This is a genomic window from Agarivorans sp. QJM3NY_30 (assembly GCF_050870855.2).
GTDB lineage: Bacteria > Pseudomonadota > Gammaproteobacteria > Enterobacterales > Celerinatantimonadaceae > Agarivorans.
Genome location: NZ_CP194038.2, coordinates 4,638,350 through 4,661,473, shown reverse-complemented (window position 1 = coordinate 4,661,473; position 23,124 = coordinate 4,638,350). Strand labels below are relative to the sequence as shown.

The window sequence follows — 23,124 nt, the reverse complement described above, 5'->3', positions numbered from 1 at the left end:
CTGTGAACAGCCCCATGCCTTGCATGGGGCTTTTTTAGTGCCATCTCGAACGGTTTGGCGGTGGACTGGCCGCACTTTTTGAGGCGAGTATTAAACGCCTTCAGACGGCCCAATGGTTGTGTTTATCATTTGCTATTTTGCTATTTTGCTATTTTGCTATTTTGCTATTTTGCTATTTTGCAAATTTGAGTATTGACAATGTGATTCACCTATCAGCGCTCGATATTAGTAATATTTTTTTAAAAACAAATGCTTAGTTTCTATCTTGAAGCGTCGTTAACAAGCAATTATATTGAATCAGTTTATGACTGTAGATTATGGCCTCGCGGTCAGAGAGCTTTGCTTCATTGGATGGGAATTGCTGTTTCTCATCTCTAGTTAATACAAAATCTGCTCTGTTCGGAGGCGTTGACTCATATTTTACCGAATTATCAATTTGAGAGTGTGGCGCTGAATATTTTGTTCCTTTTCTTGTTTTTCTGTGGTGACTATTTGCATGCTTGTCTGGGTCCTCTGTGAGTTCATTTCAGGTGGATTTGATGATGGTGTTATGACTTTGGCGACTCAATGACAAAGTTGATCAGACCCGGTCGATGGTATAGATCTACGTCTTGCACGGGTTTCATTCCGATCTTTGTAAGCACGCGTTGGGAGGCAATATTTTCTTGTACAGCAACCCCATAGAGCGCATTGGCTATGTTTTGATTAAAAGCCCATTTTAGGACTGCATGTGCCGATTCAGTCGCATAACCATAACCCCCGCAGGCATGGACCAGGCCCATTCGGATATCGATAAACGCTGGGTTCGGTGCATATTCAAAACCGATAAAGCCGATTTTTTTAGAGGCTTGATGGGTAAGTTCAATAATAAAGGTTCCAAATTGATGCTCTTGCCAATGCTGTATTCGATTTTCTAGATAACTGCGTTGTTGTTGTGTTGAATATGGTTTTTCGTGAGGAAGATATTTAGTTTGCAGCGGACAAGATAAAATCTCTGCAATAATGTCGATGTCGTTTGTATCGGGTTTTCTTAGTTTTAATTGTTTGGTTTTAATCATTGAATGCTCCAAATAGCAATATACTTAGACCAACGTGCATCACTCATTGATATTCTGTCAACTGCTGGTCTTTAAAACTTGAAAGGTTCGACGCGATATAAGCCACCCAAGACCATGAATTCTTGCTCGCCTTGCAGGCTGCGGGGCAGTAGCGACTCGAAACAGACGATTTTGCTCAAAGGCACCTGCACCGCAAACACTTTTGAGCCGAAGCGTAATGCCGCCTCGGGATCGGCGGTGAAGGAGCTGAGGTTATTGAACAGTTTTACCGCTTGTCCTTCGAGGTGATATTCCGGCAAGGCGGTGCAACCTCGATAGAGGCTGAGGTGCTCGCCATTGGGGTGACGCAGCCGCAGCTCCTGTTGGCAAAAGCAGTAGAGTAGATCTAACTGGTCATAGAGTTCATTGGTATTGTAGGTCGCTTGGCTACACTGTTGGCGAAAGCGCAAATAGGCCGGGCCGTCTGGATCGGCCAGCGTTTCATGGTGAAAACAAGTGAGCAGGCCAAAGCGTGACTCCACCCAGCTGCGCCACGCCGCTCCCTGTTGATTATCGGAGTCAAATAACCACCCCAGCAATAGCCGTCGATAGTTGACCTTCGGCCGCGGCGGAGGTTGGTCGTTTGGGTTTGCTTGGCTGCGCCCCTGCGCTAAGTTAAAGCGAAAATTCATAAAGTCTTTAAACTGTGCGGCGCGTTGTTCGGCAGTTTCGGCCCGCTTTACACCCGTAAATAATTTTGGATACCAGGTGCTAATTAAATCCAGTTGCAAGGGGATCGGCTGTTGCTGATAGGCCAAGCTGGCCAGTAACCAGGAAGGCAGATTGCAATGATTCAGCGGCAGGCAGATCTGCTGCAATAATTGCGTTTCGCTGGCGCTGGGGCTGTAGAGCTGCGAATTCATCGGGCTGCGATGACGTGTTCTGGCTGGTTTTGTGAAGCCGCGAACAGCCCATCGGCCAAGCTGGCAATCTGTTGGTGTTGATGCAAGGCCTGCCGCCAGTCCTGACGAATATTTTGATGGCCGTAATAAGCCCCAGCTAACTGACCGGCAATGGCGGCGGTGGTATCGGCATCGTTGCCCAAGTTGGCCGCCGCCAGCACGCAGGATTCAAAATCGTCACTATTGATAAAACACCACAGTGCCGATTCGAGGCTCTCAATCACATAGCCACTGCCGGTTAGCGCAGCGTAAGGTTTTTCGAGAAACTCACCCGCCTTGATGCGGCTTATTTCATCGCTTTGTGGGGTGTAGGCGATGTGATGAAAACTCTGTTTGTCGCCACCTTCAATCAAGCTCAGTAATAGCAGCGATAAATAGCGACAGGCATCGATGCATAGCGGTGAGGCATGAGTGGTGCGTGAGCTTTCGCCGCCATAATGAACCGCTGCAAGTGGCTGTTGCTGGTAAAAAATCGGGATCGGCGCTAGGCGCATGATCGAACCATTGCCAGAGCTCCAGCGTGCCTTGGAGCCAGCAAAGACTTGGCCGGTTTTTTGATAACGGCGCAGGGCGGAGGAGACCGTCACCCCTACATCAAAGCAAACACCAATACTACTCATGTAGCCTTTATCCAGCCAATTGCAGTAGCGCTGCATTTGATCGCCTGGGTCAAACCCCTCACTTTCCAGTAAGCTATGTCCGAGGCACAGAGCCATCGAGGTATCGTCGGTCCAGTGGCCCTTCTTTAAACAAAAGTGACCGCCACCCACCATATCGGTGAGGGGTTTAAAGCTCCCTGGGGTCTGAAACTCGAGGGTGGTGCCAATGGCATCCCCTACCGCTAGACCAACCAGGCATCCCCTGGACTTATCCTGAGCGAGATTCTCGTAGGGTACAGGCATAACAGCTCCCTTGTGTATGCTGATGCTTTAACTTAAACCTTATTGTCTGAGTTGTCATGAGTTGACGCTAATTCCTTTTATATTTTGTGGGTTTATTTCAAGCTGATGCCAAGGCCTTGCTCAGTGCCAAACCGTGGTTCAGAGCGCGCGTGGCTTATTTGCCTGCAGCTATCACTCGCCGGTCTAAGCTATCCAGCCTAGTAGTCTCCACCACAAATAGTCCAGAGGCATCAGTACCACAATGGTCAGTAATGCCAGTGGAAGGGTTATTTTAAGCAGATCGGCCAGGCGCTCGCCAGACAGCTGCATCGCGACGATTAAAGGTGCAACCTGGTAAGGGAACAGCACCGTTGAGAAACCAATCACTTGGGTCATTAATACCGCGGGTAGGCTAAAGCCGGTGGCCTCAGCAAAATTTGCTGCCATCGGAGAGAGCACCGTTGGTACTCCGGGAATGGTGGTAATGAGTCCGGTAAAGGTCGAAATCAGTGATAGTGACATAAAGTTTAAGAAAGTATTTTCTACGGTGTTGGGTAGTAAGTGACTAAAAGCCTGCCCGACATATTCACCCAGCCCGGATGCGTTCACCAAAGCGCCTAAACCCAAGGCTGCGGCAACAAAGATGACGGTGCCAAAGTCGATGGCGCTGTTAAAGGACTTCGCCGCCAGCACGCCCCATTTGGGCATCAGTAAGATAATCGCGGTCACTAGACCGACCCAGGCAGGATTTACCCCATGTAGTGAGTCGCTGATCCAGAACAACAAGGTAATACCCAAAATAATGCCAACTCGTTTTTGAATTTTACTATCAAATGGTTCATCTGGTTTGGGCGAATGCTTTCCCGTGGCGGATGAAATTTTTGCCGGAAAGATCCACAGGACCAGCAATACGATCAATAGCGACTTCAGGATCCCCAAGACAGGAAAATGCAACAGTAGGTATTCGGTATAGTGATAGTGAATGTTAAACAGGGTTTCGCTCGAGCCCGCCAAAATCATGTTGGGAATGTTGGACGGTAAGATTGCAAAGCTTGGCATATTACAAGCTAGCGCCAGTGCAGTAGCGATCCCGCGACGCCCGTTGCTGCCTAGGCTAAAGCCCACCTGTTCGGCCAATGCCATACCGATTGGAATTAATACCACCGAACGCCCAACAGAAGAGGGCATCACAAAGCCCAGCAACATCGCACTGGCGACCAGGCCGCCGATCAAGCGAGGATAACTGGCGGTTAAATAGGGAGCAATGCTGAAGGCGAGCTTTTTACCCAAACCGGAAACGGAGATCGCAGAACCAATAATAAAGCCTGAGATAATCAACCACACCGCAGTTGAGCCAAATCCAGAGAACAAGATGTTGGGTGCGATGAGTTTAAATACTGCAACTAAAGCAAAAAATAGCAAACCGGTGAGGAAAGGGGGGAGTGCACCAGTGCTCCAAAAGATCAGAGTAATGAAGACCACCGCGGCGCTATGCGAAAATCCATCTGCATGACCCTCGATAGGAAACAGCGTGAACCATAGGGCGAGAGCTAATGCCATCAATAGAATCACATTTTTAAAGTTGAGTTTGCTGTCCATATCGTTCGCTTCTCCTGAAAGAGTGAAAAAAGACTTGAAATGATTGTGCTTGCCTTTCTAAGATAGCGAATCCTCTTTGTCGTTTTAAGGTGTAAATATGACAAAACCTATTCCTAATGCGACAATGTTGCCGCCTAGCGACATCGCATTCACGATTGATGCGAGCCGACCAGTATTAAGCAATGGCCGAGATATGCTCGCCGAAGTCAATATTTCACCGCATTCCCATCCGCGAGGCCAACTATTGTGGGCCATGGAAGGGGTATTGCGAGTGACCAGCGAACAAGCCGTGTGGGTGGTGCCGTCGACTCATTCGGTTTGGATCCCGATGAATACCTATCATCAGGTGAGTAGTGAAACTGCTGTTCAAATTCGTAATCTGTACATCGACCCGTCATTTCCTATTCGCCAACATGAACAAGCGGTGGTGATGTTAAGCATGAGTCCCTTGATGCGCGAAATTGTGCTGCGACTTAATCAAGATCCTCCAAGCATGAACCAAACGAGTATCCAGCGTTTGGGACTGGTGGCGATTGACGAGCTGGAGAATTTACCGGCCTTTGAAGTGCGGATCCCGGCTGGCAATGACCCGCGATTGGCGAAACTGATCCATCATATGGTGCAAAATCCCAATCAGAATTTACCCTTGTTAGACTTAGCAAAATCAGTGGGCGCGAGTGTGCGCACCATCGAACGTTTATTTAAAGCCGAAACCGGGATGACTTTTCGCCAATGGCGCAGCCGCTTTCGTTTGATGAACTCACTGGAGCTCTTGAGCCGAGGGGAAAGCTCCAGCTTGGTTGCACATTCCTTAGGCTATAAAAGTGTTAGTAGTTTTGTGCAGGCCTTTCGCTTGCAATTTGGCTGCACGCCTCAGGATTATGCGAAGCAACGATAAGCTATTGTGATCTCGTTTTTATTGTAGAGAACGTTGCTTAGGCTGTTTGCCGACTCGGCGAAGATGGAGGGTTTATATTTTGGGTTCTTAGTGGCTGTGGCGCGAGTGGTCAGTTTGGGTTTCGCCTGGACGGCGCCGTAGGCGAAAGCTCTTGTTTTTAGTCTACTATTTTAATTGGATTTTTAGGTGAGCTGGTTATGTAGATTTCGCCTGGACGGCGACGTCATTTTTCTTTGACGAGCAAAGAAAAACGAAGCAAAAAGAAAACTCGCCCTGCATTATCTTCCTCCTGCGTTGCTCGTATCTAAGTGCGTCGAAAAACTCGCTACGCTCAAACAGGTTTCGACTTTATCACTTAGACACTTGCGCTACTCGGCGATAATGAAGGTATGAAAAGAGATGACGCTTTGTGTTGTGGCGCTTTGATAACAGACACTTAAGCTATATTCAGCTTCGTGAAATCAAAATCGCTACAGGCACTCATTTGAAATTAAGAACTATTAATCGCAAACCGATTTAATAAAAGAAAGCTCAACAACTATCCAAGTGGGGCTTCCCCATCATCTTCTCCGAGTAGCGTAAATGAACTAGGGAGATTCGTTGAAGTCTGTTTGAGCGTAGCGAGTTACTTCGACGCCCTAGTGAGTGCGCAACACAGGATTTAAGAAGATGCAGGGCAGCCTTTCTTTTGCTGGTAAGCTTTAGCTGGACAAAGCTTATGACGGCGCCGTAGGCGAAAGCGCTGCTTTTTACGAGTGATTCTGATTGGTCGTAATGGCGTGTTGGCAGTGCTGTTTTGCCGTGGGGATAAGTCCGACAAAAAAAGCCCCGAGCATTGCTCAGGGCTTTCAATTTCACAGTTAGCTAATCGTCATTAGCCAAAAGCGAGAAGATTAACCGCCAACGGCAATTTTCTTCATGTCTTTCATGTAGCCACGAAGTTTCTTACCAACTACTTCTACCGGATGGCTGCGTAGTGCTTCGTTTACTTCGATGAGGCGCGCGTTATCCACGCCGTTATCTTGCTCTTCGAAGCCTTTACCGATGTACTCCAGGCTGATGTTGTTCACGGTATCGCGCAATAGAGGCACGGCAGCGTGCGAGAATAGGTAACAACCGTATTCTGCAGTATCAGAGATAACCACGTTCATTTCGTATAAACGTTTACGAGCGATGGTGTTGGCGATGAGTGGCGTTTCGTGTAGTGACTCGTAGTAAGCACTTTCTTCGATGATGCCAGCAGCAACCATGGTTTCGAAGGCGAGTTCAACACCCGATTTAACCAAGGCAACTAACAAGATGCCTTTGTCGAAGAATTCTTGTTCGGTAATTTCTACCTCAGATACTGGCGCTTTTTCAAAACCGCTTTGGCCAGTTTCTTCACGCCATTTTAGTAGGTTTACATCATCGTTGGCCCAGTCTTTCATCATGGTTGATGAGAATTCGCCTTCGATGATGTCGTCCATGTGTTTTTCAAATAGCGGACGCATTAAGTCTTTAAGCTCGTCGGCTAGGTCAAAACATTTGATTTTAGCTGGATTAGATAGACGGTCGACCATGTTGGTGATGCCACCGTGCTTCAATGCTTCGGTAACCGTTTCCCAACCAAATTGAATGAGTTTAGCGGCGTAGCCGGGTTCAATACCTTCGGCTACCATTTTGTCATAGGCTAAGATTGCACCAGTTTGTAACACACCACATAAAATGGTTTGCTCACCCATCAGGTCAGATTTAACTTCCGCAACAAAAGAAGACTGAAGTACACCGGCACGGTCACCACCGGTTGCAGAAGCATAAGCTTTTGCAATCGCAAGACCGTTGCCTTGAGGATCATTTTCTGGATGCACAGCGATTAGGGTTGGCACTCCAAAACCACGTTTGTATTCTTCACGAACCTCAGTGCCTGGGCATTTGGGCGCCACCATCACTACGGTGATGTCTTCACGCACTTGCATACCTTCTTCAACAATGTTGAAGCCATGCGAGTAAGCGAGGGTAGAACCTTGCTTCATTAACGGCATCACCGCTTCAACCACGTTGCTGTGTTGCTTGTCTGGGGTGAGGTTAAGCACCATATCAGCTTGTGGGATTAGCTCTTGGTAAGTCCCAACTTTAAAGCCGTTGTCGGTCGCTTGTACAAAAGAAGCGCGCTTCTCTTGAATTGCCGCATCACGTAAAGCGTAAGAAATGTTGAGCCCAGAATCACGCATGTTTAAACCTTGGTTTAGGCCTTGTGCACCACAACCAATTACCACGATGTTCCAGTCTTTAATAAAGTTACAACCATCAGCAAATTCGCTGCGATCCATAAAACGACATTTACCCAATTGCTCTAGTTTCTCGCGCAAGCTTAGGGTGTTGAAATAATTAGCCATGTTCGACTCCGTAAAATAGCGTTAATCAAATGATGATGGTGTTGTTGTGTTTACGAGATCCCAATGCACTTCTTTTCTTGAGCGCGTTTCTTATCCTGTCTCGTGATGGATTTAATATAAACCTAAACTAATATTGCGTAAAATGATGATTTTGGGATATTGTATTGCATAAAATGAAACAGGCTTTATCAAGGAAAAGCAATGGATGTTCGAAGTGTTGAGCTGTTTTTACACTTAAGCCACAGCCTGCATTTTACGAAAACCAGTCAGGCGATGCATGTTAGCCCCTCTACCTTAAGTCGGGTGATTCAGCGGCTAGAGGAAGAGCTTGGCAGTCGTTTGTTTAGTCGTGATAAACGCAGCGTACATCTGACTCAGGCGGGAGTGCGATTTCGCAGTTTTGCCGAAAATTGGTTACAACAATGGCGACAGCTGCAAATGGATTTATCTTTGCAATCTAGCGAATTGGCGGGGGAGTTGACCCTGTATTGTTCGGTGACCGCGAGCTATAGTCACCTGCCAGATATTTTGGATAAGTATCGTCTTACCTGCCCAAATGCCGATATTAAATTAGCCACCGGCGATGTGGCGTTGGCGGTGAGTAAGGTCGCCGATGGGGAAGTCGATATCGCGATTGCCGCCCGCCCCGAGCAATTACCGCTGAACATGGCTTTTGCTAGTATTAGTAAGGTGCCCCTGTCGATTATTGGCCCCACGGTTCCCTGTGCGGTTCGTAAACTATTAGAGCGAAATCCTATTCCTTGGGATCAAATTCCCTTTATTTTGCCAGAACATGGCCCAGCGCGTGCTCGGATTGATCATTGGTTTAAAGGGATGCGTATTCAACCTCATGTTTATGCCAAGGTGGCGGGTCACGAGGCTATTGTTAGCATGGTGGCGCTCGGCAGCGGTGTGGGGATCGCTCCGCAAGTGGTGGTGGATAACAGCCCAATGCGTGAGCGGATCCAAAGTATTCCGGTCGGGGTGGAGCTGGAGCCTTTCGATTTGGGGATCTGCATGTTATCAAGAAGGTTACATGAACCATTGCTGCAGCGATTCTGGCAAGTGGCAGCGCGAAATTAAGGAGTGAAGATTTATGACGCCGGCAGTACAGCAGCTTAAAAAAGCCAAACAGGATTATTTATTACTGGAATATAAAAGTGATCCTCAGCAGGGCAACGTTGGTCTAGATAGCGCCGAAAAACTGGGTTTGGCCGCAGAGCTAGTCTTTAAAACGTTGGTGGCCTGTGATGAACACGATCCCAAGAAAATGGTGGTGGCAGTGGTGCCAGTGACTGGCCAACTGGATTTAAAAGCACTGGCCAAGGCCGCAAAAATCAAGAAAATGCGGATGGCCGAGGTGCCCGTTGCTGAGCGTACCACTGGTTATGTTAAAGGGGGGATCAGCCCTTTTGGCCAAAAAAAACGTTTAGCGACATTTGTGGATGAGAGCGCTCAAGCCTTGCCTGCCATTGTGGTGAGTGGCGGTAAACGTGGTTTGTCTTTGCAGCTTAAGGCGGATGTGCTGCAGCGGGTGCTTGGTGCTCAGTTTGCTAAACTTAGTCATTAGTCGTTCATTACAGCGCTGGTTATGAGACTGACTGCGGGTTTGTTTTGTTGGTGTGGCTTTTCAGCGAGAGCTTCGATTTATCAACGGGCTAGCCAACAGCGGCATTTGTATTGGTCGAAAGCTTCGACTCAAGGCATGCAAGCCGAGCGTTCATGCGCCGCACTGCAGGGTCTGCTGCTACGGGGTGGTGTGGGTCGTATATCTCAAATTGATGCTCGTTTAGCTCGGTCATACTAATACCAGAGCCGCTTGAGCCCTTAGCAGAGCTTCTATACAATGAGTCTAACTTAAAGGAGAGATAGATGATTAACCCAGCCAAAATCGAAGAGATCGCCAAACAAGTGAGTGAGATGGTGCCCCCCGGCTTAAAGAATGTTGGGGATGAGTTTGAGCGCAAGGTAAAACAAGTGATTCAAGCCAAGTTGAACCAGCTGGATGTGGTGAATCGTGAAGATTTCGACGTACAGACACAAGTCTTGTTGCGCACCCGAGAAAAGTTGAGTGCCTTAGAGCAGAAAGTCGCTGCGTTAGAAAAGCGCTTAAACCAAGAGTCTTGAGTCGCTCCTTGTTTGATTGATAAAGCACAGCTTCGGCTGTGCTTTTTTATGTACTTTAGCTTTTAAATCGACTCACTAGATAGAGCAATAATACCGCGCCGACCGTTGCGGTAATCAGCGATGCCACAAGACTGGCACTGTGAAAACCCAGTAAGCGAAAAATAAAACCGCCGAGCATTGAGCCGACAATACCTACCCCAATATTGCCAAGTAGGCCAAAGCTTTTTCCTTTGGTGATTTGTCCCGCTAACCAGCCTGCGGCTGCGCCAATTAGCAACCAGATCAAAATTCCCATCATGTCTTCCCCTGTATGCTTTACTCTATGTCGTGCAACTGAACTGGAGGCGGCTGGTTATTGTTGCATTCAGCCCCGCAAGCCTCATTTCAGCTTAAGTTTACTGACAATCCTCAAAGATTGCTTGGTCTCGTTGTGTAAATACAAATTTTAATCCGCTGTTTACGCCATCAGTTGGCTCGTTTGGATGACTCTAAGCTGTATTCACCTGAACTCAGCTTGCGTGGCGTCACTGGAGGTTATTGGCCAGGCTCTGATTCAACAAACATAAGTAAGCTGCCCACAGCGCTTGCCAGTTAATGGCCACTTCATTGCTGGCCCAAGAATCCTGATGGTCAATGTAGACCTGCATTGGTGCCATATTTTCTCGGGTGGCAGCCATCATATCGCCCTTCAGTTCGACCGAGTTTGCGCCACCAATGAGCAGGCCAACTGGCAGTGGTGAGGCTTTTGATACATAGGGGCGAAAGTGTGGGTGTTGCACATGATTGGGCGTGTCGCCGACCACAAATATTTTGCCGTGAGGGTTGAGACCAAAAAACCAGTGGCTCAGCTGCATCGCTGCTGCCAGCCATGCTGGTTTATCCAAAAGGTATCCACCGTATAGTAATTGGAAACCTGTGCTAGCGATAATGCCATTGGAGCCCCAATCGAATTGTTGTTGATGGCCAGCAAAGGCGATGCCATATGGATTGTTTTGTTGCAAGCTTAAAATATGTTCTAAATAGTGGCTCAGAGCTTGGTGGACACTTGGATATAAATCGTCGTTTTTCGGCGCAGCTTTTAAATACAGCAGCACTGAGCGGCTGCGGTTATCTCGCCAGCTGGGGGAAGGATCACCTAAACGCGGTAACTCCAGTAAACTTGCGAGGTATTGTTTGCTGTGATTGAGGTAGTGTACTTCGCCAGTCATCTGGTAGAGCGCAAGTGCCGCGAGTAGTCGCTCATCTCGGTCGTCCACATCATCGTAAGGACCTCCGTATTCGAATTGATGATAACGTTGTTTTATCATCTCCAATTGCGGATGGGCCTCTAGATAAGCCCATGCGCGCAAGGCAGCTTGGCGATATTGCAGGGCCTGTTGTTGATGCGTTAATTGGCGGGATCGAGCAAAACTGTTGGCGGCCATGGCAAACGCAGCTGCACTGTGAGCCGTTGCGGTCGTGGTGATTGGTAGTACGGTTTTAATTTGGTGATCCTGTTGTGGCGCTTGCGCCAATGGTGGCCATTGAGCTGATGCTGCTTTGTGATAAACCCCACCATTGTCGGCTTGCAGCTTGAGTAACAAGTTGAGTTCACTGCTGAGCAGTGCCAGTAAGTCCGAACCTTGGTCGCTGGCAATTGGTGAAATGTTCACGGCAAAGGCGGTGGGTTGTAATTGCTCGGCCATCAATAGCGTCATCAGTGAATAGGCTGCATTGACCGAATATTTGCCATAGTCTCCCGCATCAAACCAGCCGCCGCGCACATCCAGCGTGCTCTCGCTATCCAGCCGTTTGGCTCGACTATCTTGGGGGTGGGTCCCCGAATAGGGGCCTAAATCACTGCTGTCAAAGTAATAAAAAGCGGCTAAAGCTTGGTCTCGATGGCGTTGTAGGCTGGAAAGATCAAGACCTTGTTTGAGGCTGATACGGGTGTTTGTCAGTTGAGGATGGATCGAGTTAATTTGTAGCGTCAGCGGCTTGCCTGTGAAGCGAGTATTGAGGTTTGCTAGATCCAAGCTTACGACTTTCATGCCCGAGCCTGGATCGCTCTGTGAAGGGATCGTGAGCATGAGTTCTTGTGGTTCGACGTCGACGGCATTAATGCTTACTGGCAGCTGGCTTTGTTCAATCCAATCTGGCAACTCTATTAATACTGGGCTGGCAGTGTGTTTGAGATAACCATCGTGGTTGAAACGCACCTGGTAGACCTGTGTCCGTTGGTCGGATTCGGGCCAAGAATAAATGATGAAATCACTTAATTCAGCTTGAAAGTGCTCGGCACCGGCCGTCATCATCGTCATGAATTTAATCTCTGTGCTGTCACTGGGCAACTCAAACCACAGTTCGCTGAGCCCCGTTGGAATAAACCCTTTGTTGTCTTCTTCAACCACTTTATGCCATAGCGCCTTGCCATTGGCAGCCTTGGCGGGTTCTAGTTCTTTACCATCGACTTTCAGCTGTAGGATTTTTTGGCCCCATAAAGGCTTAAAGTCATCAACTAAATGCAACTTAAAATACAATAACTTTCGACCGTAGGGCAGGGTTTGAGAGATGCTAAGCTTAAATAGCTCTGCATCATTAAAAGCATGTTGTTGTTGATCTTGCAGTATAAAAGCGCGCTGATCTGCAGTCAGTCGAGCGCTGATTCGTTGCTTATTCCATTGGGCTTGAGGGGCTTGTTTAAAGCGCAAGGAGAGTGTGGTCGCACCTGCTAATGAGGGAGATATCATCGCCATAAGCTGAGGGCTGAATATAGCGAGCACGATACACAGCATTGCGGGTATTTTCATGTTCTCTCCTATTGCCAGATGGCAAGTTAAATGTTTGAGACTTGGGCATCAATATGAAAGCGCAAGCATAGCCTCAGTTGTTGCTGAGCAAAGTCTTCCAGTTGTTCGCTGGCTTGATGAAGCCGTGATACCACGGCATAGTTGTGCTGTGCCGACTGTGAGATCTGTTCCATGCTTCGTGAGACCTCGAGGCTGCTATTACGCTGTTGCCCGGTGGCAATACTTATTTCGTGATTGAGCCCCGCGAGGCAACTCACCGATTCACTGACTTGTTGTATATGCTGGCTAAGTCCCTGATAGTAAATTTGATTATCATCCATTGCTTGGGTGCAAGTTTGCATGTCTGATACCGCAGAATGGGCGACTTGTTGTAGTTGTTCGATCATTCCCTGAATCTGTTTGGTTGAGCTGGCGCTGCGTTGTGCAAGCTGTCGTACTTCGTCTGCCACGACCGCAAAGCCACGCCCTTGTTCACCGGCTCGAGCCGCTTCGATGGCGGCATTCAGTGCCAATAAGTTGGTTTGCTGAGTGATACCATCAATCACTTCAAGGATGCTGCCAATAACTTGGCTTTGTTCGGCGAGCTGTTCAATGTTTTTACCAGAGCGACTTAGGTGGCTGATTAACTGGTGATTACTATGGTTCGCCTGAGTGGTCAAATTGGCGCCTTGTTCGCTGAGCTGCTGGATCTGTTGCATGTTTTGACTGACATGCTCGGCGCGGCCAGCGACATCTTGGATTGCTTGTTCCATCTCGCTCATTGCAGAGGCCACGTTGAGGCACTCGTGACGCTGTTGGTTTAGTTGCTGTTGGATGTCGAGGCCATGGTGTTGGTTACTACTGGCGGCGCTCTCTAGCTGCTGGCTTTTCTGTTGTAGCTCGAGAACTACTTCGCGTTGTTGCTGGATCACTTGATTGATTTTTTTGCTGAGTAGACCAAATTCGTTGTTGGCTCGATAGTGGCATTGCTGTTGCAACTCGCCTTTGGCGAGAGCGCTCAAGGTGGCAAGCAATTGTTTTAAGGGTTGACGGATGGTGATAAATAGCAGTAGTCCTAGGCTCAAACAAAAGCCTATCGCAATCGCGGAGGCGCTGACTTGCCCCTGTCTGAGTTGGCTCAGTTTACTGAGACTATTCACCAGTTGTTGGGCGGTTTGAGTTTGCCTGGCTTGTTGCCAGTCACTCAATTGTTGGCTCAAAATACGGCTTTGCTGTTGTAAGGCTAAGCGTTGTTGTTGTTGGTGAAAGTGAGACTGTAAGTAGGCTGAGTATTGGCTGACGATCCCTTGTTCGCCAGTTAATTCGCTGAGTAATAGCGGCAGCTGGCGAGAAATGTCTTGATGGCTTAAGCCTAAGCGAGTGATGAGCTCCGAAAAATCGGCTTCGACTAGGTCGAGTTTTGCTTTGGCTGAGCGAAGGGCTGTTTTTACTTGCGCCAGATCTTGGCCGTTGAGCGCTCGGGCAGCTTGAGCCTGCATCAAGGAAAGCGCGGTATCAACATTAGTGAGCAGCATCTTGGGGTAGTCTTTTTTTACCGAAGCGCGAAGTTGCCCTAGGGCTTGGTTAAGCTGAATACTTAATAGTTGATATTGCGCGCGGTGTTCGGCGAGCTGTTGTTGTTGCTTGAGTAAAGGGGCTTGAGCGCTTAGAACTTGGCTGGCACGGGTAAACCAAAGCTCACTTTGTTGCTGCAGTTGTGCGCTATTAGTGTCAGTACTGAGGGCGCTAAGCGCCTTAAGTTGCTCAAAATAAACCTGAGCCTGTCGCTGAATTTGCTTGTTCAAGGCTTCGAGTTCACCAGCTTGGTGGCTATTTTCTGCCTGGCTTATGGTTTGAGCGCTTTGGGTTAGGGCTTGGATCAATGCTTGGCTGCTCGCCAGCCTTGGCAGATCTCGCTGATTTAATTGTTTGAGGCTGTTTTCCAGCGGCATGCTTAACTGCCAAGAAAGTCCAGCCATAGCCAGTAAACATAAGCCCAGAATGGTAAAGCTTAGGCTCGTCAGTTGAATGATCGATAACGTTCTAAAAATTCTCATCTTTGCAATCCGTGTTTTAGGTGTAAGCGCTTACCTGCGGTTTGTTGTATTTTTGTTTTAACCCCCTTGTCTATTGGTATTTTTTGTTGGATCATTACAATAAATGTAAGTGCTTTCATTGTTTCGTTAGCTGGACACAATATATTGGATCGTCTAGGCTAAATATTGAACAGGGATCACATTTGCTATTTTTGGTTATGTAAGCGCTTGCATTTGCGCTTTTGATCACAAAAATAGCGTTTTTATCTGTGTATATTCGAAATAGGTGGTGTTTACGTTGTTTGGAGTAGTAGCGAATTCACCCATAATACCTAAAACAGAAAAGGATTTTTTTACCATGAAAATGAAAGCGCTTACATTATCTTTGATGTTAGTTTCACTCGGTTCAGTTGCTGGAACACCTAATTTTTCTGGCTATGGCCGTTATGCGCAAGAAGCATCGGGTGACGAAATGATTTATCTAAAAGGGGATTACGGCGAAATTAATGCCGCTGGCCGTTTAGGTAACGAAGGTAACTGGATGGAGTGGATGTTGACCCAAGACTTCGAAATGGATCAATCCAAATTTAACTTGAATGTGATGATCGGTACTCCGGGCCATGATGATTGGGGTAAGTTGTTTTACTTACAACAATTCTATGGTGGCGGTTCAGGCATTTTTCCTTCGCAACCCGATGCCTATGTATGGGCGGGTAAGCGATTTTATGGGCGTGAGCAAGGTGGTTTGAGTGATTACTACATGCTGAGTGCCGATGGCAGTGGCGCAGGTGTGGATAACTTGGATGTAGGGTTTGGTAAGCTCGACTTAGGTTGGACTCAGGCTGGAGACGGTGCAGGGGCTGCAAATACCACCCAAGGCACGGTCAACATGCTGATGTTGCACTTGCATGACATGAAAATTGGCAAGCAAGGTACTTTAAAATTTAGAGCCAACTATGCATTTGCCTTAGCCGATATTAAAGACAACTTAGAAAATGATACGGCAATGCAGTTGTTTGCGGCCTATCGACACACTTTTGGTGACAACTGGGTACAGTTGGCGGGTCGTTATGAAACCGATGGTGCAGCATTTACCACCGCTAACTCTTCGGGGACTAGCTGGGCGGGTTATGAGGATAAAACCGCACGTAGTTACGGCGCCTTTGTTGATGGTGCGATTACGCTTGGTGAAATGACAGCCATGGAATACAACGCCAACTATTTGAAGGTCGATTGTACTGAAACCGGTTGTTCTTTCGATGAGAAAGAAGAGTACGGGGTGGCGGTTCGTCCGCAACACCATTGGAACGATTATATGGCGACTGCTGTAGAAGCTGGTTTTCATAATACCAAGGAAGATTCGAATCAATCGGATGCTTGGAAGTTAACCTTGTCACAAAACTTCCAGATTGGTCACTTTATGTGGTCTCGTCCAGTCGTACGTTTTTATGTCGTTACCGGTGAGAAGAAAAATACGGGTAAAAATGCGGGTACCACCGATTTAACCAAGGTGGGAGCCATGGTTGAGGCTTGGTGGTAAACCCAGAGGGCAGTGTTTTGGGTGCTAGTTTGCTAGCACCCAATACAGGGAGAAATAAAGTGAATAAACACTATAGTTTGTTACTGATAAGTGCATGTCTGGTTGCTTGTTCGAGCACTCAGGCGGTGGATGTCGAAGACCCTTTTCGTGGCTGGGGCTCACAATTTAGTGACCAAACCGAGTTGCGTAATCGTTTAGATGCGCAGCAACCGAGTGTGCAAATTGAACAATTATCTTATCGTTTACTATCGGCCGATCGCACCAACCGTGTGGATATTGGACTAAACTCATCGGTCGTTGAGTTTGCCGAAGGACGCTCCTATGTGGCGGCATTAGCACTCCCTGAGCATCTTGAGCAAGTTGAAGTTGAAGTTGATAGTCTGATTACCAACATGGTGTTTGTCCCAACGATTGCAGTATATGACAAACAGCTACAACCCTTAGCTAAGTTTAATCAAACGACACTCAGCGCCGAGGGTTTCTTAACCATTAAACAACAATTTAGTCCTACTTTAGCGAGAAAGGCCCGCTATATATTGGTTTATACCGCCCACGAGCAGTTATTTGGTAAGACCGAACTCATTGATCCCAAAGTGGCCTATGAACTAAAAATGGGCATCGATCGCCCCGCTGCGCGTAAGGTGTATGCGAAACACTCACCAATTGGTCAGATCAATATACGGCTGAATAAAGTGCAATTTGGGTCACAATTTAAGGCGACGACTTCGAATAGTGCGGGTGCTACGGTACTTGCAACTGCAGCCGCTACATCGTTGGTCGAACCAAGCAAGGTTCAAGCCGTTACGGTTTTACAACCGGCCACGGAGCAGTTTTACCAGCAACAAATTCGGCTAGCGATAGCCGAGGGTAATATTGAGCAAGCGTTACTGTTTCTTAAAGAGGCAGAAGCTGCAGGTTCAAATACTGCCCAACATACCTTCACCGAAGCAATCAAGGAGAAAATACCCTAGTTCATCGTGTAATCCTTAAATTCTTTATTCCTTGTCGTATTGGCATACGGCTCCTAAGGAGCCGTTTTTTTTTGCCACCAAAATGTGTGCGTAGCTCGGTCATGGAAGCACCGAGAGTGGGGGAATTAAGGTTTTTGAAGGTTGTTAAATTTAATGGTCAGTGAATAGATTTTATTTCTTGTACAAGGAGTTACTAATGTGCCCAACAGTTGTTGATGTGATTAAAATGAGGGCTGCTTATGAAGATTGAACAGTATTTAGCGGCTTCTTCGCTCCGTGGCAGTGTTGCCGAGCTGATGGCCCCGGGTTTGGCTTCGGAGTTTGTTCAGCCTTGGTATCAACCCTTGCCAACTACCCCCTTAACGACAGGGATGGCGATGGGCGGAATTGGCAATACTTATAGTTTGTCGATCAGTGGTTGTAGTCCTGTGTTCAATTTTTTGCCAGGGATTCAAGTGCGCGCTGAACGTAACGACAGTTTGCGGATGGCAGATTTTTATTTTAGTGAGCAGGATGAGTTACGGGTTGGCGAGCTTCGTATTATTGAGCCTGCCGACTTTATTCAACAAATTTCTTTGTATCCCTTGCTCGATGATCAAGGGCAAGAGTTATTTAGTCCCGATCAAAGTCAAGCGCAATGGTTAGCTGGTTTACAGCGTTTGCTCGATGAACCTCAACTATATGCTTGGAATAAGCAACGATTGGCGGATTGGAAAATTCATTTAGATCGAAACTTAAAGCTGGCGCTGAGTACTGGGCAAGTGGATCGTCGTGCCAATTGCCAGTTACTCCTTAAGTATTTTGGTGGCTGTGTTCAAGAACAGTGTTTTCAGCGCTCGCTGATCGCCGATTGTGAGGCCGATAGTTACCTTAAGCAACCGGCTTGGCCTGCAGAGCAGATTCAATATCAAGGTTTATACCCGGTGGCGCAGAGCGATTATTCGGGGGCGGTGTTACAGCTGAGCAAGACCCATTACAGCTTTATTGAAGCAGATAATGAAGCTTTGTGCCGTCTGCCGGTCTCGCTTACTCAATTTTGCGTTCATAATCCGAGCCAGCGAACTCAGCGCTTTAATCTGGTTCAGGTTCAGGAAAATCTAATTGGTTTTCAGGTCACTAAGGAGCGAGTTGGGAGTCAGGACGCGTCGTTTATGTTGGTTCGTCAAGCCAGGCAGCAGCAGGGAGAACTCTTTAGTGAGCGTTGTGAGCAAGGGCAGCGAATATCGCTATTAATGAGTGGAGAGTCTTACCAAGATTGTTTGGGCGAGATGGCGCTCTCGCTACAAGCGCCAGCGCAGTGTCAGTTGAGTGCCAATCATTGTTTTTACACCGCCCATGCCGATAAAGTGGTGGCTCAGGCTTTAGCTGGCGGCGGCTTGAGTGGTCAAAGCAAACGCGGGATCTATAGCGGTCGTGAACTCTGCTCTTCGGCCTTGCAGTTGACGGCTACGCTCGCCCCCGGCGAAACGCTGCAATTCTGTTTTATGACCGTATTAGATTTACCGCAAGTTGAAATGAATGGCTTAAGTAGTGAGAAGGCTTATGTGCGTCAGTTTCCCCAAGCGAAACAGCGTGCTCTGGCGATTGCGCGCTTTGCCTGGTCGAAGCAGCAAGACTATTTGCAACAGGCCTTTGCAGGGCTTTGGAAACGCGCCCAGTTTAGTCAGCAGGAAGATCCTCAATTACGCCAACAGTTGACAACAATGGCTTTGAATAGCTTATCTTTTCTAGCCGAGGCGACGGTTTGGGATAAGCAGGACCGCTTTTTGATCCGTGAATGTGTTGATTACCCGTTCTTCAATTCCTTAGATGTGTACTTTTACGGTTCGTTTAGTCTATTGAGCTTGTTACCTCGGCTCGATGGTGAGGTGATGCGGCGTTTTGCCGACGCAGTATTGGCTGACGATTTTCGGCAACGACGCCATCATATCTATACCGAAGAACCCTATGCCGAACTCAGTCATCCGAAATATCAGGCAGAACGCGCGATTAGAGGGGCGGTTTGTCACGATTTAGGGAGTCCCTTCGATTGTCGTCCCGATGCCTATGATTGGCATAACGTGAAGGAATGGAAGGATCTGGCTCCAAAATTTGTGTTGATGGTATTGCGTCATGTGAGCTTATTTGACGATCCAACATTGCTTGAAGATTGTTGGCCAGCGGTGCAGCAGGCGATGAATTATCTAGAGAAAATGATCGAACCGGGTCAGCAATTTCCGTTGACCAATGGGACCGATGATACCTTCGATAATTTGCGCTCACATGGCATTTCTTGTTATAGCGGTTCGTTGTGGCTGGCCGCTTTACAGGCTTGTGCCAGCTTAGCGAAGTTGCGCGGTGCGGAACTGTTGGCCGAACAGTATCGGCAGCGTTTAGCGGTGGCTAAGCAGCAGTTTGACGATAGTCTATGGGACGAACAACAGGGTTATTACCTGTTCTATGTGACTCCTTTGCGTGCTAGTCAGGTGGATCGACAACAACTACCACAATTGGCTGAGCATTTTTCCTTACTCAGCCAGCAAGCTTATCAACAGACTAGCTTGAGTGAATTAGTCGTCGCGATTAATCACTGGTTGAACCAACCGTTATTGTTCCCATCATTGACCGAGGACCAGCAAGCCTTGTGGTGGCAGCACTGGAATTGTCCATGGCCAGAGCAGGCAGGAAAATTGGCGCAACGGCGGCTGAAAAAACTATTGCTGTTAAATGGCGGTGGTGATTGGTGCCTGCAGGGCGAGCAATGGCTGGTGTTGGATAGCGATGATATTTTTGCCGATCAACTTTTAGCCGATAGCTACCTGCGTTGGTTGGGACAAGAGGCTTTATTTGAGCAGGCGCGTTGCCAGCGGGTATTGCAGCACGTTTATCAATACAACTATCGGCTCAACAGCCCGCGAGTGGGAGCGGCAAATTTGGTCAAGCATAATGGTGCGCCAAAGGCCTGGGATAATTTTCAAGCTCACGATGTGTGGATTGGCGTGCAGTATTCGCTTGCTTTGGCGATGCAGCAGCATCACCAGCCGCAATCCGAAGAACTGCTTGCGTCGGTATATCGGCTGCTATATCAAAGCGCACAGATCCCCTTCGCGGCACCAGAGGGCTTTAACGCCACGGTGCGTTTGCAAGCCCAAGACTTGCCCACATGGTTGAGTGCATCTGAGCGAGATGACTTACTCGCAGCCTTAAAGCAGCATGGTTTACTGCAAGCCGATGGTCGAGTTGCCGGAGACTTAAGCGAAGACTTTGGCCAATTTAGCCAAGATTACGCCAGTTTATTCGCGGAGTGGTTGTTAGATTGCGGCGAAATTTTTCGCCTATTGCATGCGACCGCCTTGAAATATACCGCCGGTCGTTACCTGCGACCGGGGATGATTTTTGCCCTTGCCGACCAGCACCAAGGCTGAGCGATGCAGTATTTATCGAATTTTTTTTGAATTAAAGGTTAGTGATTATGAAGTATGGATATTTTGATGACCAGCATAAGGAATATGTGGTCACCACGCCAAAAACGCCGATCAAGTGGATTAACTATGTGGGGACACTTGATTTTGGTGGCATCGTCGATTGTTCGGGCGGCGCCTTGTTATGTAGTGAAGATCCGGCCTTAAATCGGATCACCAAGTATATCGCTCAGCAGCCAGCTTCTGAATTTAAAGGTAGTACGCTGTATGTTCGGATCCGTAAAGATGGCGAATACTTGCTGTTTTCACCTTTCTATACACCAACCCTGAACGAGTTAGATCGTTACGAATGCCGAGTGGGTTTGTCTTACACCCGTTGGCTAGCAGAAGCACACGGTGTGAGAGTGGAAGTGTGCTATTTTGTGCCACCCGGCAGTAAGGTGATGCTGCAGGATATTCGGCTGACTAACATTGGTGGTGAAGCGCTGGAAATTGATTTGATCCCCGCCTTCGAATTTAGTCATTTCGATGCCTTAAAACAGCTCACCAATGCAGATTGGGTACCGCAAACCATGCAGCTAAAAGCCCATCAACAGGCGGGCGGACAGGTGGTATTGGAGCAGTATGCTTACATGAAACGTGATAGTTGTGTGAATTATGTAACGGCGAACCGCCCGGTGGATTCTTGGGAAGGCGATCGGCGGGCCTTTCTTGGCGACAATGAATACGGCAGTTGGGCCAATCCCAGAGCTCTACTTGCACCGCAATTGAGCAACTCAGAATGTGTGCGTGGCGATACCATGGCTGCCTTGATGATCAAATTAGGCAGTTTGGCGTCGGGGCAGAGTGAGCAAAGCATTGTTCAAATTGGTCAAGCGGCTTCGCTAGAGGACGCGTGTACGAGCATCGAACGTTATCGAGATACCGAAAGCGTGGCTGAGGCTTTTTCTGGCTTAGCTGAATTTTGGCAAGACTATTTGTCAGTGATGCAGGTAGATACACCCGATACTTCACTCAACAGCATGCTTAATATTCATAACCCTCGGCAATGCCATACCACCAAGAACTGGTCGCGTTATCTGTCGCTATATCAATTAGGGTACGGTGCTCGAGGCATTGGTTTTCGAGACTCTTCACAGGATCTACTGGGGGTGATGAGCCATATGCCGGAGCAAGCGAAACCATTTATGGAGCGTTTGTTATCGGTGCAAAAGCCTGATGGCTCGGCGATGCATCAATATTTTCCGATGACCATGGAAGCCACCGAAGGCGATTCTCGAGAAGAGTTGGATCGCGCCAGCTATTATGGTGATGATCATCTATGGATCATCTTAACGGTGGCGCAATACCTGAAAGAAACCGGTAATTTGGAGTTTTTGCAGCAGCCGGTGAGCTTCTATCAAACGGGGATTGCGGAAGCAGAGCGAGAGCAGGCGACGGTATTAGAGCACTTACTGAGAGGGATTGAGTTTACTCGCAGTAACATCGGTGCCCATGGTTTGCCTTTGCTGGGTTTTGCGGACTGGAATGATACGGTGAATCTACCGCTAGGCGCTGAGTCCTTGTTTGTGGCAAACCTTTATGGCAAAGCGATTATTGAACTAAAAGAAGTGCTTAGCTTCTGTGGTGAGCAAGACTTAGTGACTCGTTTAGATAATTATTATCAACAGATGCAGTCTCAGGTGAATCAACATGCTTGGGACGGTGAGTGGTGGTTGCGCTATTTTGATGAGCAGACTCAAGCCTTAGGATCGACCCAAAACCAGCAGGGGAAGATTTATGCCAATGCTCAATCCTGGCCGGTGATCTCTGAGTTTGCCGATGTGTCGCGAGCAACCATGGGGCTTGATGCTGTTAAGCGTTTACTGAATACCGAACGCGGCATTAAATTATCTTGGCCGGGTTATACTGGCTACGACGAAAAGCTGGGAGGGGTCTCTACTTATCCCCCTGGCGCGAAAGAAAATGGTGGTATTTTCTTGCACTCTAACCCTTGGGTGGTGATTGCTGAAACCAAGCTTGGCCGCGCCGATCAGGCTTACCAGTATTATCGTCAGATTAATCCGGCTTCACGAAATGATGATTTGGATTGTTTTCAATCGGAGCCCTATTGCTATCCACAAAATGTGTTAGGTGATGAACATCCACAGTTTGGTCTGGCGCGTAATGCTTGGTTATCGGGCACCGCTAGCTGGATGTATGTTGCTGCAACCCAGTATATTTTAGGGATCCGTCCGGAAATGACTGGTTTGCGGATCCAGCCTTGTATTCCGGACGCGTGGCCGGGCTTTAAAGTGGTGCGTAAGTATCGCGGTGCGAGTTATCACATCGAAGTGCTTCGCTCCGCTTTGACCACGAGTCAACTCTATTTGGAAGGGGAAGCGATTGTTGGAGATTTGATCCCAGAGCAGGCACCAGGGGTTTATCAAGTTCGCTTGGAACTTGCTCGATAAATCAGCGGTAATACGCGTGGTAAACAGTAATGCGCTTAACCCGCGTATTGCTGCACCGCCACGGATTTAAGGCGAG

Annotated in this window: 17 protein-coding genes; 9 read left to right on the top strand and 8 right to left on the bottom strand. The window is 47.9% G+C overall.

What is annotated here, in order from left to right:
• Positions 1 to 548: 548 nt before the first annotated feature.
• The 4 genes from ACRRSX_RS21230 to ACRRSX_RS21215 form a co-directional block, all read right to left on the bottom strand.
• Positions 549 to 1,058 (bottom strand): GNAT family N-acetyltransferase, encoded by a 510-nt coding sequence (locus ACRRSX_RS21230; RefSeq protein ID WP_432455612.1) that lies wholly within the window; start codon positions 1,056 to 1,058, stop codon positions 549 to 551.
• Between the two features lie 71 nt (positions 1,059 to 1,129).
• Complete coding sequence (locus ACRRSX_RS21225) at positions 1,130 to 1,960, bottom strand: NAD(+)--dinitrogen-reductase ADP-D-ribosyltransferase (protein ID WP_432455613.1); 831 nt, start codon at positions 1,958 to 1,960, stop codon at positions 1,130 to 1,132.
• Positions 1,957 to 2,901, bottom strand: coding sequence for an ADP-ribosylglycohydrolase family protein (locus ACRRSX_RS21220; protein ID WP_432455614.1), 945 nt, complete (start codon positions 2,899 to 2,901; stop codon positions 1,957 to 1,959). The genes ACRRSX_RS21225 and ACRRSX_RS21220 overlap by 4 nt, the downstream gene beginning before the upstream one ends.
• A 183-nt stretch (positions 2,902 to 3,084) precedes the next feature.
• Positions 3,085 to 4,440 (bottom strand): SLC13 family permease, encoded by a 1,356-nt coding sequence (locus ACRRSX_RS21215; RefSeq protein ID WP_432456129.1) that lies wholly within the window; start codon positions 4,438 to 4,440, stop codon positions 3,085 to 3,087.
• A 136-nt stretch (positions 4,441 to 4,576) separates the two neighbouring features.
• Here ACRRSX_RS21215 and ACRRSX_RS21210 point away from each other — a divergent pair, with 136 nt between their 5' ends.
• The gene (locus ACRRSX_RS21210) at positions 4,577 to 5,377 is read left to right on the top strand and encodes a helix-turn-helix domain-containing protein (protein ID WP_432455615.1); all 801 of its coding nucleotides are present in this window, start codon (positions 4,577 to 4,579) and stop codon (positions 5,375 to 5,377) included.
• 893 nt (positions 5,378 to 6,270) lie between these two features.
• On the opposite strand, the gene ilvC is transcribed toward ACRRSX_RS21210, so the two are convergent.
• Positions 6,271 to 7,752, bottom strand: a complete 1,482-nt coding sequence (ilvC, locus tag ACRRSX_RS21205; RefSeq protein WP_432455616.1) for a ketol-acid reductoisomerase — start codon at positions 7,750 to 7,752, stop codon at positions 6,271 to 6,273.
• 201 nt (positions 7,753 to 7,953) lie between these two features.
• On the opposite strand from ilvC, the gene ilvY reads away from it, so the two are divergent.
• From ilvY to ubiK, 4 genes are all read left to right on the top strand, one after another.
• On the top strand, positions 7,954 to 8,835 hold the full coding sequence (ilvY, locus tag ACRRSX_RS21200; protein WP_432455617.1) for an HTH-type transcriptional activator IlvY: 882 nt from the start codon (positions 7,954 to 7,956) through the stop codon (positions 8,833 to 8,835).
• Between the two features lie 13 nt (positions 8,836 to 8,848).
• Positions 8,849 to 9,322: a Cys-tRNA(Pro) deacylase gene (ybaK, locus tag ACRRSX_RS21195; RefSeq protein ID WP_432455618.1), complete on the top strand. Its 474-nt coding sequence runs from the start codon at positions 8,849 to 8,851 to the stop codon at positions 9,320 to 9,322.
• Positions 9,323 to 9,343: 21 nt separating this feature from the next.
• The gene (locus tag ACRRSX_RS21190; protein ID WP_432455619.1) at positions 9,344 to 9,559 is read left to right on the top strand and encodes a hypothetical protein; all 216 of its coding nucleotides are present in this window, start codon (positions 9,344 to 9,346) and stop codon (positions 9,557 to 9,559) included.
• Positions 9,560 to 9,624: 65 nt separating this feature from the next.
• On the top strand, positions 9,625 to 9,879 hold the full coding sequence (ubiK, locus tag ACRRSX_RS21185) for a ubiquinone biosynthesis accessory factor UbiK (protein WP_432455620.1): 255 nt from the start codon (positions 9,625 to 9,627) through the stop codon (positions 9,877 to 9,879).
• 55 nt (positions 9,880 to 9,934) lie between these two features.
• Here the strand turns inward: ubiK and ACRRSX_RS21180 are convergent, their stop codons facing one another.
• The 3 genes from ACRRSX_RS21180 to ACRRSX_RS21170 all read right to left on the bottom strand — a co-directional run bounded on the left by ACRRSX_RS21180 (position 9,935) and on the right by ACRRSX_RS21170 (position 14,704).
• Positions 9,935 to 10,177, bottom strand: coding sequence for a GlsB/YeaQ/YmgE family stress response membrane protein (locus ACRRSX_RS21180; protein WP_432455621.1), 243 nt, complete (start codon positions 10,175 to 10,177; stop codon positions 9,935 to 9,937).
• 226 nt (positions 10,178 to 10,403) lie between these two features.
• Complete coding sequence (locus tag ACRRSX_RS21175) at positions 10,404 to 12,668, bottom strand: glycoside hydrolase family 9 protein (protein WP_432455622.1); 2,265 nt, start codon at positions 12,666 to 12,668, stop codon at positions 10,404 to 10,406.
• Positions 12,669 to 12,694: 26 nt separating this feature from the next.
• The gene (locus ACRRSX_RS21170; RefSeq protein WP_432455623.1) at positions 12,695 to 14,704 is read right to left on the bottom strand and encodes a methyl-accepting chemotaxis protein; all 2,010 of its coding nucleotides are present in this window, start codon (positions 14,702 to 14,704) and stop codon (positions 12,695 to 12,697) included.
• A 337-nt stretch (positions 14,705 to 15,041) separates the two neighbouring features.
• Here ACRRSX_RS21170 and ACRRSX_RS21165 point away from each other — a divergent pair, with 337 nt between their 5' ends.
• The 4 genes from ACRRSX_RS21165 to ACRRSX_RS21150 all read left to right on the top strand — a co-directional run bounded on the left by ACRRSX_RS21165 (position 15,042) and on the right by ACRRSX_RS21150 (position 23,048).
• Entirely contained in the window at positions 15,042 to 16,223 is a 1,182-nt protein-coding gene (locus tag ACRRSX_RS21165; protein ID WP_432455624.1) for a carbohydrate porin, read from the top strand.
• A gap of 59 nt (positions 16,224 to 16,282) precedes the next feature.
• A complete protein-coding gene (locus tag ACRRSX_RS21160) occupies positions 16,283 to 17,194 on the top strand; it encodes a MalM family protein (RefSeq protein WP_432455625.1) in 912 nt (303 codons plus the stop codon).
• Positions 17,195 to 17,433: 239 nt separating this feature from the next.
• The gene (locus ACRRSX_RS21155) at positions 17,434 to 20,598 is read left to right on the top strand and encodes a GH116 family glycosyl hydrolase (protein ID WP_432455626.1); all 3,165 of its coding nucleotides are present in this window, start codon (positions 17,434 to 17,436) and stop codon (positions 20,596 to 20,598) included.
• A 47-nt stretch (positions 20,599 to 20,645) separates the two neighbouring features.
• Positions 20,646 to 23,048 (top strand): GH36-type glycosyl hydrolase domain-containing protein, encoded by a 2,403-nt coding sequence (locus ACRRSX_RS21150; protein WP_432455627.1) that lies wholly within the window; start codon positions 20,646 to 20,648, stop codon positions 23,046 to 23,048.
• Positions 23,049 to 23,124: the final 76 nt, after the last annotated feature.

Coding starts and splice junctions, on each gene's coding strand:
- ubiK (WP_432455620.1), top strand. CDS start 9,625: ATGATTAACCCAGCCAAAATCGAAGAGATCGCCAAACAAGTGAGTGAG.
- ACRRSX_RS21165 (WP_432455624.1), top strand. CDS start 15,042: ATGAAAATGAAAGCGCTTACATTATCTTTGATGTTAGTTTCACTCGGT.
- ACRRSX_RS21150 (WP_432455627.1), top strand. CDS start 20,646: ATGAAGTATGGATATTTTGATGACCAGCATAAGGAATATGTGGTCACC.
- ACRRSX_RS21175 (WP_432455622.1), bottom strand. CDS start 12,668: ATGAAAATACCCGCAATGCTGTGTATCGTGCTCGCTATATTCAGCCCT.
- ACRRSX_RS21215 (WP_432456129.1), bottom strand. CDS start 4,440: ATGGCATTAGCTCTCGCCCTATGGTTCACGCTGTTTCCTATCGAGGGT.
- ilvY (WP_432455617.1), top strand. CDS start 7,954: ATGGATGTTCGAAGTGTTGAGCTGTTTTTACACTTAAGCCACAGCCTG.
- ilvC (WP_432455616.1), bottom strand. CDS start 7,752: ATGGCTAATTATTTCAACACCCTAAGCTTGCGCGAGAAACTAGAGCAA.
- ACRRSX_RS21170 (WP_432455623.1), bottom strand. CDS start 14,704: ATGAGAATTTTTAGAACGTTATCGATCATTCAACTGACGAGCCTAAGC.
- ACRRSX_RS21210 (WP_432455615.1), top strand. CDS start 4,577: ATGACAAAACCTATTCCTAATGCGACAATGTTGCCGCCTAGCGACATC.
- ACRRSX_RS21155 (WP_432455626.1), top strand. CDS start 17,434: ATGAAGATTGAACAGTATTTAGCGGCTTCTTCGCTCCGTGGCAGTGTT.
- ACRRSX_RS21190 (WP_432455619.1), top strand. CDS start 9,344: ATGAGACTGACTGCGGGTTTGTTTTGTTGGTGTGGCTTTTCAGCGAGA.
- ACRRSX_RS21180 (WP_432455621.1), bottom strand. CDS start 10,177: ATGATGGGAATTTTGATCTGGTTGCTAATTGGCGCAGCCGCAGGCTGG.
- ACRRSX_RS21225 (WP_432455613.1), bottom strand. CDS start 1,960: ATGAATTCGCAGCTCTACAGCCCCAGCGCCAGCGAAACGCAATTATTG.
- ACRRSX_RS21220 (WP_432455614.1), bottom strand. CDS start 2,901: ATGCCTGTACCCTACGAGAATCTCGCTCAGGATAAGTCCAGGGGATGC.
- ACRRSX_RS21230 (WP_432455612.1), bottom strand. CDS start 1,058: ATGATTAAAACCAAACAATTAAAACTAAGAAAACCCGATACAAACGAC.
- ybaK (WP_432455618.1), top strand. CDS start 8,849: ATGACGCCGGCAGTACAGCAGCTTAAAAAAGCCAAACAGGATTATTTA.